The following is a 16,004-nucleotide window of genomic DNA, read 5'->3' as shown; positions in this document are numbered from 1 at the left end:
CCCCGGTTTTTCAACTGTTTCAATCGAAAGGGAACTTCAGTGAGCGACAACGTCCTGTCCGGCCTTGCCGAGATCGTCGAAGAGGTCGCCGGTGTGGCCGCCGACGACGTCACCGCTGAGAAGTCCTTCGTGGACGACCTCGACATCGACTCGCTGTCGATGGTCGAGATCGCCGTCCAGGCGGAGGACAAGTTCGGCGTGAAGATCCCGGACGACGAGCTGGCGAACCTCAAGACCGTTGGTGACGCGGTGAACTACATCACCAGCAACAAGTGACGTCCGACATCGACGTCGTCATCACCGGGCTGGGTGCTACCACCCCGCTCGGTGGTGATGTCACGTCGACCTGGGACGCGCTCCTGGCCGGCAAAAGCGGGGTCCGCCCCATGACCCACGACTGGGTCGAGAAGTACGACCTGCCGGTCAAGATCGCGTCGCAGCTCGTCGTCGACCCCACCGAGGTACTGCCCCGCGTCGAGGCGCGGCGCCTGGACCGCTCCGAGCAGGTCGCCATCGTGGCGTCCCGCCAGGCGTGGGCCGACGCCGGGCACAACGACGACACCGTCGACCGCCAGCGCCTCGCCGTCATCATCGGCACGGGCATCGGCGGCGCGATCACCCTGCTGACCCAGGACGACCTCCTGGAGCAGCACGGGTTGCGCAAGGTGTCGCCGCTGACCGTCCCGATGCTGATGCCGAACGGCCCGGCCGCGCACGTGGGCCTGGAACTGAAGGCACAGGCAGGTGTGCACGCCCCGGTCTCCGCCTGCGCGTCAGGCGCCGAGGCCATCGCGTGGGCCTACCGCATGATCAAGGCCAACGAGGCCGACGTGATCGTGGCGGGCGGCGCGGAAGCGTGCATCACGGCGATCCCGGTCGCGGGCTTCTCGCAGGCCCGCACCATGAGCACCCGCAACGACGAGCCCGAAAAGGCCTCGCGCCCGTTCGACACGGCCCGCGACGGATTCGTCCTGGGCGAGGGCGCGGGAGTCATGGTCCTGGAACGCCGCGACTTCGCCGAGGCCCGTGGCGCCAAGATCTACGGCCGCCTGGCGGGCATCGGCACCTCGGCCGACGGCTACCACATCACCGCCCCCGACCCCGAGGGCGTCGGTCAGTCCCGTGCCATCGCCGCAGCGCTGCGGTCCGGCGGCATCGACCCGTCCGACGTGGGCCACGTGAACTGCCACGCCACCTCCACCCCGGTGGGCGACGTCGCGGAAACCGTGGCGATCCGCAAGGCGATCGGCGACCACCCGGTCCTGACCGCTCCCAAGGGTTCCCTCGGGCACCTGCTGGGCGCGGCGGGCGCGGTCGAGGCCATCATCACCGTCCTCTCGATCCGCGACGGCATCGTTCCCCAGACCCTCAACCTGGACAACCTCGACCCGGCCGTGTCCCTGGACGTGGTGGCGGGCGAGCCTCGCAAGATCAAGCTGGACGCCGCGGTCAACGACTCGTTCGGCTTCGGCGGCCACAACGTGGCACTGGCCTTCACTCCGGCCTAGGTTCCACCTGCACGTGATGCCCCGGTCCGCTTCGGCGGGCCGGGGCATCGTGCGTTCTCACGCGCTCAGCACTTCTCCATCTGGGGAGTCCGGTTCTCGGGAGCCTCGTCCACCTTCAGCTCCCCGCCCTCCCACACCATCACGTACACGACCCGCCACCGGATGCAGCGCTCAGGCAACGCCACAGGAGCCTTCGAAACATCCTGCGTGGATACAAATGAGATCAACACCCGCAGCCGCTTCCCCAGCACGTCGGACTCGACGCGCTGAACGACCATCCCGCCGTCCTTGGTGGTCTCGTACGCGGACATCCACGTCGACTCGACAGCCTGAGAGGCCCGCCGCGCCGACACCACCCCACGCCACGCGGTGAAGTCACGGGCGTTGATCGCGTCGAAGTACTTCTGCAGCACCGCCTGCACCGAAGACCGGTCCGGGTGCGTGAACGAGTCAGGACTCAGCAGCACCTCGGACATCCCAGGCCACGGCCCGGCGACGGACGACGACGGCACCGCCGGCGTGCCCTTCGCCTCGGGCACCCGCGAGTAGACGGTCCGCCCCACCATCCCCGCCGCCACCGCGGCACCGGTGATCACCACCACGGCCGGCACCAGCCAGCGGTTCGCCACGCTCCCCACCCCCGCAGCCTAGCCGCACGACACGCCGGGCAGCAGAGCGCCGCTCACAAACGGGGTCGTGTTACGCCTAAACATAAAATTCACCCGAAAGTCTACATTCCCCGTGAATTTAGCGAGTTGCATGTAGCAAGACAATGACTGCTACATAAAAGTAGTTGCCCAATCTCATACTCCGAATGAGTTCTTCCGGGTGAGTCGCTACCGCCGATCGGCCGCAGTAAACACGCATAAGCAGCCATTCGAGGCTTCACCCGAAAAGAGCATGCAACACAGCGCGTATCGGACCATTGCCCTCGCACAACTATAGGTCTGGATCGAGGTGGAATACCGCAGCTCACGGACGTGCAATATCAAGAACGATCCGGTGCCGTTTAGCGCCTTCCAGGCACAACCCGATTGACCCGCCACTCAGAAACCTTGCAACCGGGTGATCTGGACCCAAACTTCATCACCGGCCGTCACATACGCACCGGTAACCATGCATCTTTTGACCACGAACGGCCTACCCATATACCTCGAATGGCGGATTGGCCATAGGCGCTTAATCGTGCGGAAATATGCCGCATAAAGAAAACGCAAACCAACGGAGGAGGGGAATTCGGTGGACCTCAGATACGAGGCGTACTGCTTCGCCGATCGACAGTTCTACGATCTGCAGAGCAGCACCGAAACCACCCCCAAGGACGACTTTTCCACCGAACTCCCCGCGCTCCCACCCGACTGGACGATGGTCGAGCGCAACGTGTGGCGGCATCAGCACCCGAAGGGTGTACAACTGCCGAACCAAGGGTGGAAGATCCACGTGTCGGCCGGCCTCGACAACGCCGGCAAGGTGCTGAAGGCGACCTACGACTACTGCGTCGAGCGCCGAATCTCGTTCAAATACCTGCAGTCGATGTCGATCGTGCTCGCCCGCAACTCGAAGTACGCGCCCCGTGAGGGCAGCGGCAAGCTGGTCACGATCTACCCGACCAGCACCGAGCAGCTCGAGACCGTCCTCACCGAGCTCGCGGAGATCCTCGACGGCCAGCACGGCGCCTACATCCTGAGCGACCTGCGGTTCGGCAAGGGACCGCTCTACGTGCGCTACGGCGGGTTCGCCGAGCAGTGGCTGGAGATCGACGGGCAGCAGGTGCTCGCGATCGAGGGGCCGGACGGCGTGCTCGTGCAGGACAAGCGCAAGCCGATCTTCAGCGTGCCGGAGTGGATCGAGCTGCCCGCGTTCCTCGCGCCCCACCTCGCCGAGCGCAACGCCGGCGACCCCGAGCGATTCCCGTACCAGATCAAGAGCTCGCTGCACTTCTCCAACGGCGGCGGCGTCTACCTCGCGACCAGGAAGTCCGACGGCAAGGAGCTCGTGCTCAAGGAAGCGCGGCCGCACGCCGGACTCGACCGCGAGGGCGAGGACGCGGTGGCACGGCTGGAGCGCGAGCACGCGATCCTCACCAGGCTTCAGGGCGTCCCCGGCGTGCCCGAGGTGTACGACCGCTTCACCGAGTGGGAGCACCTCTTCGTCGCCATGGAGTACATGCCGGGCAGGTCGCTCGGCCAGTGGCTCGGCCGGCACTACCCGTTGACGCACAAGGACGTCAGCGACGAGACGATCACCGAGTACACCCAGCGCGCGCTCCGCATGGTCGACCGGGTCGAGACCCTGATGGCCAGCGTCCACGAGCGCGGGGTCGTGTTCGGCGACCTGCACACCCTCAACATCCTGGTCGACGAGGACGACGAGATCTCGCTGATCGACTTCGAGCTCTCCTCCACGATCGACGACGTCCGCAGGCCGACGCTGGGCGCGCCGGGGTTCCAGGCACCGCCCGACCGCGAGGGCTTCGACATCGACGCGCACCCCATGGCCGCGCTGAGGCTCTGGATCTTCCTGCCGCTCAACACGGTCCTGGAGCTGTCGCCCGCGAAGCTCCGCCAGCACGTCCACGTCATCCAGCAGCGGTTCGGTCTCAGCGACGAGTACTGCCGGCCGATCATCGACGTGCTCACCCCGCGCGTCGACCCGCCGACCGACCCGGCGTTCACCGAGTTCGACCAGGAGAACCCGGACTGGACGGTGGTGCGCAAGGAGATCGCCACGGCGATCCTGCACAGCGCGACGCCGCAGCGGAAGGACCGGCTGTTCCCCGGCGACATCGAGCAGTGGGAGGTCGGCGGCGCGTGCTTCGGCTACGGCGCGGCGGGCGTGCTCCACGCACTCGACGCTGCGGGCGAGGGCCGGTACCCCGAGCACGAGGACTGGTTGCTCGACGCCATCCGCCGGGAACCGCCGAAGCAGGCCGGTTTCTTCGTCGGCGCCCACGGGATCGCGTACGTGCTGGAGAACTTCGGCCACCACGACGCCGCGACCGAGATCGTCGAGAGCTACGCGGAGCTGCTCCCCACCACCCAGGACCACGGGCTGAGCGCCGGCCTGTCCGGCATCGGGCTCAACCTGCTGCACTTCTCCGAGGTCCGGCAGGACGACCGCTTCGCGGCGGACGCCGAACAGCTCGCGGAACGGCTCGCGAAGCAGCTCGCCGACGTACCCGCACCGGGGGCCAAGGCCAAGGCCGGTCTGCTGCACGGTTGGTCGGGACCGGCGTTGTTCTTCCTGCGGATGTACGAGCACACCGCGGAACGCCGCTGGCTCAAGCTGTCCGAACAGGCGCTCGAACGCGACCTGGCCGAGACGATGATCGCGCTGGACGGCTCGCTGCAGGTGCGCGACGGCTCACTGCGCACGCTCCCGTACGTCGGCATCGGCGGCGCCGGCATCGCGTTGGTGCTGACCGAGTTCGCGAAGATCGCGCCAGAACGGCCGTGCGTCGAGAAGCTGCCGGAACTGCTCAGCGGCTGCACCGGCGAGTTCGTCATCCAGCCCGCGTTCATGCTGGGCAGGGCCGGTCTGATCGCCACCCTCACCCAGGCCACGCGACTGACCCCGGACGAACGGTTCGAGCGGGCGATCCAGCGGCACCTCAAAGCTTTGGGCTGGCACGCCGCGCGCTACGGCGGCGGGCTCGCGTTCCCCGGCGTGCAGCTGCGCCGGCTCTCCATGGACCTCAACACCGGCGGTGCGGGCGTGCTGCTCGCCATCGCGTCCACAGTGGACGGCCGCTCACCACTGCCCTTCCTGGGCACCAGAACGCCGGTCTGCACAGACCGGTAGCAGTGAACGATCCCTCGAAACAAGGAGATGTAGTCATGGGTTTCATCCTTGACATGCAGGACCTCGAGACGCCCGAGACCTCCCCCAACATGATGGCGGGCGGCAGCGGCGGTGGCGGCGGCTCGACCACCGCGTCGAGCGCGTCCCTGCTGCTCCCCTGCAGCCACAGCAGTGCGTCGCTGATCCTCTGCTGATCACGCTTCACCCGCACGTGGACGGCGGATGAGCGGCATAGGCGAAGTATGCCGCTCACCAGCCAGACGAGGGGCTCGGCAGCCGGCCAGCTGCCGGGCCCCTCGCTTCATGATGGGCCCTCGTCACCTCCGGAGGAACAGCCGATGGCCAAACCCGGTGACCAGCTGTTGCTCTCCGCAGTCAAGCGCGACCACCGCCCGTGGTTGCTGTTGCTCAACGCCGCCGTCGCCACGACCGGCGGCCTGCTTCTTCCCGCCGCGCTCGCGAACGCCGTCGACATGGCACTGAGCGGCACGTTCGTGCTGGTCACGATCGTGTGGTTGCTCGTGCTCGCCGGTACGGAGATCCTCGGCGACGCGATCGGCATCGTGCTCGCCGCGAGCATCACGGCCCGCGGCACCGCGTGGCTGCGCCGCCGGGTCGCCCGGCACCTGCTCGCTCTCGGTCACCCCGGACCGTTCGCCGCGGGAGACGCCGTCAGCCGCGTGACCGGTGACTGCGGCAACGCGGGCGGCGTCGCCGTCACCGTCATCAGCCTCGCGGTCACCGTCGTGTCCTCGGTCGGTTCGGTGATCGCGCTCGCGCTGCTGGACTGGCGGCTCGCGGTGGTGTTCCTCATCAGCGCACCGCTGGCCGGGTTGCTGGTCCGCACGCACATGCGCCTCACCGCTGACGACGTGCTGGCGTACCAGGAAGTTTCGGGCGAGGTCTCGGCCCGTCTGCTCGACTCGGTCTCCGGCCTGCGCACGATCGCCGCCGCTGGCATCGCCGACCGCGAGACAGCCCGTGTGCTGCAACCACTTCCCCAGCTCGCCGCGGCCGGGGTGGGCATGTGGCGCACCCAGGCGAAGATGATGTGGCGAGCCGGACTGCTGCTGCCCGCCGTCGAGGTCGCGGTGCTGGCCGCCGCCGGTTTCGGCGTGATGCAGGGCAGGCTGAGCACCGGAGACGTGCTCGCCGCCCTCGGCTACGCCGCCCTCGGCATGGGCATCGTCGGCCAGATGACCCAGCTGACCGTGCTGGAACGCACCCGCGCCTCCGCTTCCCGCATCGCCGAGGTCCTCGACACCCCCGCCCGCGCGCGTCCCGCTCCCCAGTCGTCGAACGGCTCGATCGAACTGCGGAACGTCAGCGTCGACGGGGCGCTGCACGACGTCGACCTGACCATCCCGGCCGGCGCGTTCGCCGCGGTCGTGGGCAGCTCCGGTTCGGGCAAGTCGACGCTGGCCGCGGTGCTGGGTGGACTGTCCCCAGTGGACGCCGGCACGGTGTTGCGCGACGGCGGGGTCGGGTACGCCTTCGAACGCCCGGCGCTGCTCGGCGCGACCATCGGCCGTTCGATCGGTTACGGCACAGACGCCGACGAGATCCGGGTGCGAGACGCCGCCGTCGCCGCTCAGGTGCACGACGTGCTCATCCGCCTGCCGCAGGGCTACGAAACGCCGGTCGCCGACGCCCCGCTCTCCGGCGGTGAGGCACAACGGATCGGCCTGGCACGCGCGATCGTGCGCGATCCCGAGGTGCTCGTGCTGGACGACGCCACCGCGAGTCTGGACACGGTGACCGAGGCCAAAGTGGACGCCGCCCTGACGAGCGCCCTACCAGGGCGGACACGGGTCGTGGTGACGCACCGGGCGGCCACCGCGGCGAGAGCGGACCTCGTGGTGTGGCTCGACGACGGCCGGGTGCGCGGTACCGGCACGCACCAGGAGCTTTGGGACGACGAGGACTACCGCGCCGTGTTCACCGGGGGCGAGTGATGCGTTTCTACCTCTCCACGCTCGCCGGACACCGCCGTGGTGTCCTCGTCCTGCTCGGCTGGTCCATGCTCGAGGGCATCCCCGCGTTCTTCGGCGGCAAGCTCGTCGGCACCGCAGTCGACCAGGGCTTCGCCGCGGGAGATCCGCTGGCAGGAGTCCTGTGGCTGCTCGCGTTCGCCGCGCTCGCTGTCGCAGGAGCACTCGGCCAGCGGCAGGTCTTCGCACGGCTCGGCGACGTCGTCGAACCCATGCGCGACGCGCTCGTCACGCAGGTCGTCAAGGGCGTGCTGAACGACCCGACGCACCGCAGGACCCCGGACGCCAGCGCGGTCGCGATGATCACCCGGCACGTCGAGGTGGTCCGCGACGCCACCGCCGGCGTGCTGGTGCAGGCCCGCGCGTTGCTGGTCACCACGGTCGCCGCGCTCATCGGGCTCGCCACCACGGCCGCCGCGCTGATCTGGCTGGTCGTGCTGCCGATCGTGGCCGCGCTGGTGCTCTTCGGACTCATGCTGCCCTCGCTCGCCAAGCGGCAACGCGATGTCGTGCTCGCCGACGAACACACCGCGGAAGCGTCCGGCGCGGTGCTCACCGGCCTGCGCGACGTCGCGGCCTGCAACGCCTCGGCCGAGGCGTACCGGGACGTCGCCACGCAGATCAACGGGCAGGCCAGGGCCACCATCACCGTCGCGTGGGCGAACTCGTTGCGCGCCACGGTGATCGCAATCGGCGGCTTCACCCCGGTCGTGCTGCTGGTGGCGTTCGCTCCCCCGCTCGTGGCATCGGGCCGGCTCACGACCGGCGCTGTCCTGGCAGCGGTGGTGTACCTGACCAACAGCGTCAACCCCGCGTTGCACGGACTCGCGCGCACGACCAGCACCGTCGTGATGCGGCTGATGGTTGCGCTCAAACGACTTCAGGAAGCGGCGCCGCGGACGACCGACGAGTCGGGCGACGAAGTCCCGTCGAACGGCGACTTCGTGCTCAAGGACGTCACGTTCGGCTGGAGCCCCGACGCGGAACCGGTGGTGCGCGGCCTCTCGCTGAACCTGCGTCCCGGCGACCACCTGGCCGTGATCGGGCCGTCCGGCATCGGCAAGTCCACTGTGGCCGGTCTGCTCACCGGCCTGATGCCGCCCGACTTCGGCAACGTCCTGTTCGGCGGCGCGCCCGTCGACCTGGTGCTGCCCACGATCAGGCAGCACGCGATCGCGCTGATCCCGCAGGAGACCTACCTGTTCACGGGCACTGTGCGAGAAAATCTCGCTCTGCTCGCACCGTGGGCCGACGACGCGGAACTCACCGCGGCGGTGAAAAAGGTTGGCGCCAAACCACTTCTGGACCGGCTCGGTGGCCTCGACGCCGCCCTCGGCCACGCCGGCGAGGGACTTTCCGCTGGTGAGGCGCAGCTTCTGGCACTCGCGCGGGTCTACGTCACGTCCGCGAGCGTCGTGATCCTCGACGAGGCGACCTCACACCTGGACCCGGCCGCGGAAGCACGGGTGGAACGGGTTTTCGCGGAACGGGAAGGCATTCTCGTGGTGATCGCGCACCGGCTCAGCTCCGCGCTGCGGGCGAACCGCGTGCTGGTCATGGACGGCGGCAAGCCCCTGCTCGGCACGCACGAGCACCTGCTCAAGTCCTCGCCGCTCTACGGGCGGCTCATGCTGGCGTGGGACCCCACGCACCACGAGGAAACCCCGCTGCCCAAACGGTAGCGGGGTTTTTTGGCGCGAAAAGCACGTTCGGGCCGTCTATCGGCCCGAACGTGCTTTTCGCGCCAACCCAACAGGGTGAAGATCGGTAGTTATCCACAGGTTTGCGGAAGGGGTGGAAGCAGACGGTTGGCACCGGCCATCGTTGATGTATGCCAAGACGATCCAGAGCGGACTGGAGCAGCGTCGACGAGGTCGCGCCACTCGGTGTGGTCAGACTCAGCGAACTCATCGCCCTCGGTGTACCAGCCCGAACGATCTCCAACCGCTGTAGCAGGGAAGGCCCGTGGCAACGCCTGCTACCTGGAGTGGTGATGCTCAGCAACGGCCCACCGAGCTGGGCTCAACGCCTGGACGCCGCTGTGCGGTACTGCCGAAGCCCAGGTCGGGTAACCGGACTGGCCGGAGCGAGGTTGCACGGCCTGACCAGAGGACCGGACCCGACCAAGATCCATGTGCTCGTCCACGACAGCCGTCAGCCGGCAAGCCACGACTTCGTCCTGGTCGAACGCACATTCCGCTTGCCTGAAGCACGTTGGATCAACGGCCTGCCCGTGGCACCGGTCGACCGATGCGTGCTCGATGGAGTACGTCGCATGAAAGACGTGAACCAGGTTCGTTCGGCTCTGGCGGAGGCAGTACAACGTGGTCTCGGCACACCAAGGGAGTTGCTCGACGAACTGAACGCCGGTTCGTGTCGCGGTAGCGCGATTCCACGGATGGTGCTGACTGAGCTCATCGACGGGATCAGATCACCGGCTGAGTCGTGGGCGAGGGAAGTGGCCCTGCGAAGCGGCTTCGGCTCAATGATCTGGAACCCTGAGCTCTACCTGGCCGACGGCTCTCGTCTGGCCACACCGGACGGTTGGCTCGACGATGTCGGTCTGGCTTGGGAGATCGACTCGTACGAGTTCCACTTCTCACCGGACGACTACGCGACAACTTTGAAACGGCACAACCGAATGACAGCAGCGGGAATCATCGTGGTGCACACGGTCCCATCGCGCTTGCGTACCGAACCCCACCAGGTCGTGGCTGAGCTGCGTGGTGCGTACAAGCTGGCACAGCAGCGACCCCGCCCACCAGTGATCGCACGCCTCAACTAGTTTGGCGCGAAAAGCACGTTGGGGCCGTCTAGCGGCCCCAACGTGCTTTTCGCGCCAAACAAACTCAACCGACGCGATGAAGCCAGGTCACCGGCGCGCCGTCTCCCGCGCGGCGGAACGGTTCCAGCGCGTCGTCCCACGCCGCGCCGAGGAGCTCGTCCACGCCGTGCGCGAAGGATTCACCGCCACGAGCCCGAACCGCCAACGAGCGCAGCTGGTCCTCGTTCACCACTATGTCGCCGTTTGCCGAGGTGCGGGCATGCCACAGGCCCAAAACGGGCGCGAAGCAGAAGCGCTCGCCGTCCTGACCGGAGGAGGGTTCCTCGGTCACCTCGAAGCGAAGCATCGGCCACGCGCGCAGCGCAGCCACTAGTTTGGCGCCGGTTCCGGCGTCCGCCGTCCACGCGCATTCAGCGCGCAGCTGACCTGGTGCCGCGGGTTGCGCCGCCCACCTGAGGTTGACTCGTTCACCGAGGGTGCCCGAGATCGCCCACTCGACGTGCGGACAGACCGCAGACGGCGACGAGTGGACGTAGACCACGCCACTGGTGCTGCCACGGGTGCTCACTGCTGACCTCCGCTACTCGACGAGGGACGTCTTCCCCTACGCCTTTGCCGAGTGAGGTGATCACCGTGAAGCCCGTTCGGTGCATTCTGCCTTGACTTGAGCCATGTCCGCCATAAGAACCAGCTCGATCATCACCCGACCGGGGCAGATACAGGTCTTAAGTCCCGATCACCCCGGTCGAGTGATGCCTGATCGTGATCTACAGAGCGTTTACCGCGGCGACCACATCGACTAGACCAGTGCCCTTGTCGAAGGACGACGTGTACGGGCCCACCGGCTGGTAGCCGGTGCCGTACTTGTGCGCCGAGGACTTGAGCGCCCGCTCGATGTCGGCCGGGGTCGCGGAAGGCTTGGCCTGGAACAGCTGCGCGACGATGCCGGCGATGTGCGGTGCCGCCATCGAGGTGCCGCTGATCGTGTTGAACGTGCCCAGATCGAGCAGCCCTGGACCGTTCTGCGGCGCCAGACCGGTCGCGCAGATCGGCAGGTACAGGCGGCAGGACGAGGTGATGTTCTCACCGGGCGCCGAGATGTCCGGCCACGTCGCGGAGTTCGTGGCCAGGCCGCGCGAGGAGAAGGTCGACAGCGCGCCGTCGCGGGTGCCGGTCTCCTGGTCGTTGTAGGAGGCCACCGAGATCACGCCGGGCGTCGGGTCGGTGCCGGGCGGGTTGGACAGGTTCGTCGCACCGTCGCCGCCGTCGTTGCCGTTCGCCCACACCACGACCACGCCCTCGGCGACCAGCTGGCGCTGGAGCTTCACCGTGACGGAGTTCGGGTCGAACGCGCCGCCGCCGGACGGGCCGTAGGAGTTGTTGATCACCTTGATCGGCGGGCAGGTCGCCGCGGGCACACCGGCGCCGCAGGGAGCGCGGTGGTTCTCCAGCACCCAGTTCAGCGCGGCGTCCGCGCCGAGGATGAGGATCGCCGCACCGGTGGAGATCACGACGCCCTTCGCGCCCGGCGCCGCGCCGTGGATCACCGGTCCGCCGGTGGTCTGCACGTCGTTGCCGATCGCGATGCCGGTGACGTGGGTGCCGTGGCCGCCCAGCGACGTGGTGTCGGTGTCGACGAAGTTCGGTACCGGCACGATGCAGTTCGTCTGCGTGGACCCGTCGAGGCAGAGGCTCTTCAGGTTGCGGACGATCTTGCCGCCGGCGAACGACGGGTGCGTCGGGTCGACGCCGGAGTCGATCACCGCGACCGACACGCCCGCGCCGGTCAGGCCGAGGCTGTTGCGGGCGTCCAGGCCGCGCGTGGCGGTGTGCGACGTGGAGCCGAGGAACCTGATCGGTTTCTGGACCTCGACGGCCGTGACGCCCGCCTTGCCTCGCGCGGACGTGATCTGCTCCGAGGTGCCGCGTGCGGCGACAACGCCGATCTTGCGGAAGCTCGTGAGCTTCTGCAGACCGGCCGCCTCCACCGCCTGTTCGGCGGAGACCAGATCGGTGCCGTGGACATAAACCGTCGAAGACGGTGCGGCCGCCGCGACAGGGGTGGTGGCGGCCACGAGCACTACGGCGAGCAAGGCAGCGCGTTTGAACATGGACCCTCCGTGACATAGACAGGCAATCCATCTAACGAGTGATCCACTAACCGGTGACGGGCGTCACGCAATGTCTCGACTGGGTGCGAGCAGACGACCCCGGACCGCTACCGTGTCCACCCGTGCGGAAAGGTGTGGACTCGTGCGGTTGATCCGTCTGGGCGCTGAACCCTCGGCCATTGGGGCGGATGTCCGTGCCGCCCTCACGGCGTGTGGCGCTGGCGCGGAAGTCCTAGGTGGCGTTGCCCTGATCGGCGTGCACCCACCTGACTGCCCGATAGCGCTGGACGCGGTCGTGGTGCTGCCCAAGGGCGTTCTCGTGATCGTCGGCGTCGACCTCCCCGACCCCGCGGTGAAGCTCGAGGCCCCGCTCGGCGGTCAGTGGAAGATCGACGGCTGGCCGCTGGTCAGCCAGGACGGCGCGGCGAACCCGGCGACCGAGGCGGTGGCCGCGGCGACCGCGGTGGCGCAGCGGATCCAGAAGATGCGCGCCGAACCGTTGCCGGTCAGCACGGTCGTGGCGGTCGGCCCGTTCGTCAGCCAGGTCGTGCAGCCGACGGTCGACCTCAACCGGGGTGTGCGAGTGGTCCACCCCAAACCGTCCACTTTGCTCACCGCGGCACGCGAACTGGCGACGTCATCGGTGCCGTGCACAGCCGACCACGCGGTGAAGCTGTGCGCGATCCTGCAGACCACCGGCACGCCGCCGGACGCGCGGATGCTGCTGGCCGAGGGCTTCAGCGACGCGGTCTCCCCCGATCTCGCGTCCGCCAGCACGATGCTGATCCCGAAGATCTCGGCCAAGCCGGCGGCCGACGCGGGCAAACGCTTGCCCCCGAGCCTGCCAGGGGGTTTGCCCTGGCGGTATCTCGCGATCGGTGGCGTGGTCGCGCTGATCCTGGTCGTGTGGCTGCTGGCGCTGCTGCCCGGCGACGAAAAGCCGGCCGACGCGACACCGGTCCCGTCGACCTCGCAGCCGACGACGGTGGTCGTGGACGGCACGACGTTCGTGCCGAAGGAGACGAAGAAGGACCACGACTGCGCCGTGCAGGCGTTCGGCGACATGAAGGCGTGGCTGATCGCGAACGAGTGCCGCGAGATCCTGCGCGCCACCTACGAGACGACCGTGCAGGGCAAACAGGCGACGGTGCTGGTGGCGGACCTGGACGTGCTCGACTCCTCGAGCGCGACGGCGTTCCACAAGCTCGTCGCGGCACCGGGTTCCGGCGGCGTGCACGGGCTGGACGGCAAACCGCTGGAGAACGCGGCGTTCGCGAGCGGCGTCAAGGGCGGTCACGTGCAGCTGGCGTTCGTGGTCTGGTCGGGCGGCGCGGGCGACACCACCCTCTACCCTCTCGCGAAGCAGGCGTTGCGGCTGCCCGCCGCCCAGTAGAGGGTGGAGGGCATGGTCGGACAACTTCGCTCGGTCGTGCTGGACTGCCCGAACCCCTCCGAACTCGCCTCCTTCTACGAGAAGCTGCTCGGCGCCGAACGGCTCCCGGACGGTGACGAGACTTGGGTCGTGATCGTCGCGAACGGCACCCGGCTCGCGTTCCAGCTTTCCGCCGGCTACCGGCCGCCGGTGTTCCCCGATCCGCACGCCTCCCAGCAGGTCCACCTCGACGTGGTGGTCGACGACATCGAGGAGGCCGAGCCGCGCGCGCTGGAGCTCGGTGCTCGGTTGCTGAAGAAGGACAACGACAACTGGTTCCGGGTCTACGCCGACCCGGTCGGGCACCCCTTCTGCCTCGTGTGGCTCAGCTAGAACGGGCCTACTGTGGCTGGCATGGACTTCGACGTCATCGTCATCGGTGGTGGCCCGGTTGGTGAGAACGTGGCGTGGCGGACGGCCGCGGGAGGCCTGTCCACCGCCATGATCGAGAAGGAGCTCGTCGGCGGCGAGTGCTCGTACTGGGCCTGCATGCCGTCCAAGGCACTGCTGCGCTCCGGTCACGCGCTCGCGGCCGCGCAGCGGGTGAAGGGCGTGGTCGGCGGGTCGCTCGACCCGGCAGCGGTGCTGGCGCGGCGCACCGAGTTCACGTCCAACTGGGACGACTCCGGTCAGATCAAGTGGGCCGAGTCGGAGAACATCACGGTGATCCGCGGCGAGGGCGAGGTGACCGGCGAACGCGAGGTCACCGTCGGCACCGACACCTACCGCGCCCGGCAGGCCGTCGTGGTGTGCACCGGCAGCGTGCCGAAGATGCCGCCGCTGGAAGGACTTGCCGACACTCCAGTGTGGACGTCCCGGGAGGCCACGTCGGCGCGCGAGGTGCCGGAGTCGCTGGTGGTGCTCGGCGGCGGTGTGGTCGGTGTCGAGATGGCGCAGGCGTGGGCGCGCCTCGGCTCGAAGGTGACGCTGGTGGTGTCCGGTGACCGGCCGTTGCCACGCCTGGAGGAGTTCGTCGGGCCGCTGGTGGTCGAGGGCCTGCAGGCCGACGGCGTCGAGGTGCTGCTCAACGCCCGCGCGTCCGCGATCAAGCCGGGCGAGCTCACGCTGCAGGACGGCCGGGTGGTGCGGGGCTCGGAGATCCTCGTCGCGACCGGGCGAGTGCCGGCGACGAAGGACGGCAAGCCGCTGACCATCGACGACACCGGTCTCGTGTCCGGTGTGGACGGACGGTGGCTGTACGCGGCCGGCGACGTCAACGGGCGCGCGTTGCTGACGCATCAGGGCAAGTACCAGGGACGTGCGGTCGGCACGGCGATTCTGGAGCGGTCACGCGGGTTCGAGCCCAAGCCGTGGTCGGCCGGGCAGGCGAACGCGGACCACGTGGCCGTGCCGCAGGTGGTGTTCACCGACCCCGAGGTGGCGTTCGTCGGGCACACCGCGGCCGAGGCGCGGGCGCAGGGCCGCGAGATCAAGGTGGTCGACCTCGACATCGCGGTCGCCGGCTCGTCGCTGCACGCGGACGGGTACCACGGCAGGACGCGGATGGTCGTGGACGAGCGCACGCGGACGCTGGTCGGCGTCACGTTCGTCGGCCAGGACGTGGCCGAGCTGCTGCACTCGGCCACCGTCGCGATCGTGGGCGAGGTGACCGTGGACCGCTTGTGGCACGCGGTCCCCTCGTACCCGACGATCAGCGAGGTGTGGCTGCGGTTGCTGGAGTCCTACGGGCTCTGAGGTGCGGGCTGGGGATCGAGCACTGCCCCGAGCATGCCCGTGAGCAGCTCGTTCGCCGTGCCGACCACGTGCGCGCGGTCTTCCTCGTCGACTCTCTCGGCGAGCTTGAACAACGCGTCCGCGGTCTGCACGGCGATCCGGAACGTGAGCATCACCGGGGCGTCGCCGTGCGCGCCGAACCGGTTGACGAACATCTCCGCCAGCCGCTCGGCCATCAGCTCGTACTGATCGACGCTGGAGTCGAGCCGGTGGCTGTCCAGCATGTCGCTGAACCGCACCCGCCCGAAGCCGGGTACCTCGGTCAGCATCCGCATGTACACGCTGACGATCTGCGCCATGGCCTCGCGCCACGTGTCCGCGATCAGATCGGCGGCGAAGAGCTCCTCGACCTCGCGGAGATAGGTCTCCATCCCGCGAAGTGCCAGAGCGTGGACAACGGAACGTTTGTCCGGGAAGTACTGATAGAAGGAACCAATGGGCACACCGGCCACATCGACGATGCGCGCAGTGGTGATGTCGTCGTAGTCGTATTCGTTCAGCAGGCTCGCACAAGCGTCCAGGATCGCGGAGACGGTAGCCGCGCCACGCTGTTGCACCGGCTGTCGACGCATCACCCTGGCTAACCTGCCTTTGGCCGGGTCTTCATGCACGCGAACATCTTTATCCATACAACCCGGTACG

The 16,004-nt window shown here is 68.4% G+C and carries 14 protein-coding genes; 10 read left to right on the top strand and 4 right to left on the bottom strand.

Features of this window, described 5'->3' with window-relative positions; translation table 11 throughout:
* The first annotated feature begins 39 nt into the window (after positions 1-39).
* Both ACIA8G_RS32530 and fabF read left to right on the top strand, forming a co-directional pair.
* On the top strand, positions 40-276 hold the full coding sequence (locus ACIA8G_RS32530) for an acyl carrier protein (RefSeq protein ID WP_030465146.1): 237 nt from the start codon (positions 40-42) through the stop codon (positions 274-276).
* Positions 273-1,508: a beta-ketoacyl-ACP synthase II gene (gene fabF / locus ACIA8G_RS32525; RefSeq protein WP_396422525.1), complete on the top strand. Its 1,236-nt coding sequence runs from the start codon at positions 273-275 to the stop codon at positions 1,506-1,508. The genes ACIA8G_RS32530 and fabF overlap by 4 nt, the downstream gene beginning before the upstream one ends.
* A 65-nt stretch (positions 1,509-1,573) precedes the next feature.
* Here the strand turns inward: fabF and ACIA8G_RS32520 are convergent, their stop codons facing one another.
* Positions 1,574-2,137: a hypothetical protein gene (locus ACIA8G_RS32520; RefSeq protein WP_396422524.1), complete on the bottom strand. Its 564-nt coding sequence runs from the start codon at positions 2,135-2,137 to the stop codon at positions 1,574-1,576.
* 610 nt (positions 2,138-2,747) lie between these two features.
* Between ACIA8G_RS32520 and lanKC the strand changes: the two genes are divergently transcribed.
* From lanKC to ACIA8G_RS32495, 5 genes are all read left to right on the top strand, one after another.
* On the top strand, positions 2,748-5,309 hold the full coding sequence (gene lanKC, locus ACIA8G_RS32515; RefSeq protein ID WP_396422523.1) for a class III lanthionine synthetase LanKC: 2,562 nt from the start codon (positions 2,748-2,750) through the stop codon (positions 5,307-5,309).
* Positions 5,310-5,344: 35 nt separating this feature from the next.
* Positions 5,345-5,503 carry a SapB/AmfS family lanthipeptide gene (locus ACIA8G_RS32510; RefSeq protein ID WP_396422522.1) on the top strand — a complete coding sequence of 53 codons (159 nt, stop codon included), beginning with the start codon at positions 5,345-5,347 and terminating at the stop codon, positions 5,501-5,503.
* Positions 5,504-5,647: 144 nt separating this feature from the next.
* Positions 5,648-7,264 carry an ABC transporter ATP-binding protein gene (locus tag ACIA8G_RS32505; RefSeq protein WP_396422521.1) on the top strand — a complete coding sequence of 539 codons (1,617 nt, stop codon included), beginning with the start codon at positions 5,648-5,650 and terminating at the stop codon, positions 7,262-7,264.
* Positions 7,264-8,982 carry an ABC transporter ATP-binding protein gene (locus ACIA8G_RS32500; RefSeq protein WP_396422520.1) on the top strand — a complete coding sequence of 573 codons (1,719 nt, stop codon included), beginning with the start codon at positions 7,264-7,266 and terminating at the stop codon, positions 8,980-8,982. The genes ACIA8G_RS32505 and ACIA8G_RS32500 overlap by 1 nt, the downstream gene beginning before the upstream one ends.
* Before the next feature lie 410 nt (positions 8,983-9,392).
* A complete protein-coding gene (locus tag ACIA8G_RS32495) occupies positions 9,393-10,085 on the top strand; it encodes a hypothetical protein (protein ID WP_396422519.1) in 693 nt (230 codons plus the stop codon).
* 64 nt (positions 10,086-10,149) lie between these two features.
* Here ACIA8G_RS32495 and ACIA8G_RS32490 read toward each other — a convergent pair whose 3' ends face one another.
* Both ACIA8G_RS32490 and ACIA8G_RS32485 read right to left on the bottom strand, forming a co-directional pair.
* Positions 10,150-10,653 (bottom strand): DUF3145 domain-containing protein, encoded by a 504-nt coding sequence (locus ACIA8G_RS32490; RefSeq protein ID WP_396422518.1) that lies wholly within the window; start codon positions 10,651-10,653, stop codon positions 10,150-10,152.
* 199 nt (positions 10,654-10,852) lie between these two features.
* On the bottom strand, positions 10,853-12,196 hold the full coding sequence (locus ACIA8G_RS32485; protein ID WP_396422517.1) for a S8 family peptidase: 1,344 nt from the start codon (positions 12,194-12,196) through the stop codon (positions 10,853-10,855).
* Positions 12,197-12,452: 256 nt separating this feature from the next.
* Between ACIA8G_RS32485 and ACIA8G_RS32480 the strand changes: the two genes are divergently transcribed.
* The 3 genes from ACIA8G_RS32480 to ACIA8G_RS32470 are packed head-to-tail and all read left to right on the top strand — an operon-like array spanning position 12,453 to position 15,323.
* Positions 12,453-13,589: a hypothetical protein gene (locus ACIA8G_RS32480; protein ID WP_396422516.1), complete on the top strand. Its 1,137-nt coding sequence runs from the start codon at positions 12,453-12,455 to the stop codon at positions 13,587-13,589.
* Positions 13,590-13,601: 12 nt separating this feature from the next.
* Positions 13,602-13,961, top strand: coding sequence for a VOC family protein (locus ACIA8G_RS32475; protein WP_396422515.1), 360 nt, complete (start codon positions 13,602-13,604; stop codon positions 13,959-13,961).
* 21 nt (positions 13,962-13,982) lie between these two features.
* Positions 13,983-15,323: a dihydrolipoyl dehydrogenase family protein gene (locus tag ACIA8G_RS32470; RefSeq protein WP_396422514.1), complete on the top strand. Its 1,341-nt coding sequence runs from the start codon at positions 13,983-13,985 to the stop codon at positions 15,321-15,323.
* Here ACIA8G_RS32470 and ACIA8G_RS32465 read toward each other — a convergent pair.
* Entirely contained in the window at positions 15,311-15,934 is a 624-nt protein-coding gene (locus ACIA8G_RS32465) for a TetR/AcrR family transcriptional regulator (protein ID WP_396422840.1), read from the bottom strand. The genes ACIA8G_RS32470 and ACIA8G_RS32465 overlap by 13 nt on opposite strands.
* Between the last annotated feature and the right edge of the window lie 70 nt (positions 15,935-16,004).

It is taken from the genome of Lentzea sp. NPDC051213 (assembly GCF_044455585.1).
Lineage (GTDB): Bacteria > Actinomycetota > Actinomycetes > Mycobacteriales > Pseudonocardiaceae > Lentzea.
This window is presented reverse-complemented; position numbering and strand designations above follow the sequence as displayed.

Excerpts from the sequence above, each read along its gene's own strand:
- ACIA8G_RS32510 (WP_396422522.1), top strand. The coding sequence starts at position 5,345 with ATGGGTTTCATCCTTGACATGCAGGACCTCGAGACGCCCGAGACCTCC.
- ACIA8G_RS32505 (WP_396422521.1), top strand. The coding sequence starts at position 5,648 with ATGGCCAAACCCGGTGACCAGCTGTTGCTCTCCGCAGTCAAGCGCGAC.
- ACIA8G_RS32500 (WP_396422520.1), top strand. The coding sequence starts at position 7,264 with ATGCGTTTCTACCTCTCCACGCTCGCCGGACACCGCCGTGGTGTCCTC.
- ACIA8G_RS32485 (WP_396422517.1), bottom strand. The coding sequence starts at position 12,196 with ATGTTCAAACGCGCTGCCTTGCTCGCCGTAGTGCTCGTGGCCGCCACC.
- ACIA8G_RS32475 (WP_396422515.1), top strand. The coding sequence starts at position 13,602 with ATGGTCGGACAACTTCGCTCGGTCGTGCTGGACTGCCCGAACCCCTCC.
- ACIA8G_RS32470 (WP_396422514.1), top strand. The coding sequence starts at position 13,983 with ATGGACTTCGACGTCATCGTCATCGGTGGTGGCCCGGTTGGTGAGAAC.
- ACIA8G_RS32465 (WP_396422840.1), bottom strand. The coding sequence starts at position 15,934 with ATGCGTCGACAGCCGGTGCAACAGCGTGGCGCGGCTACCGTCTCCGCG.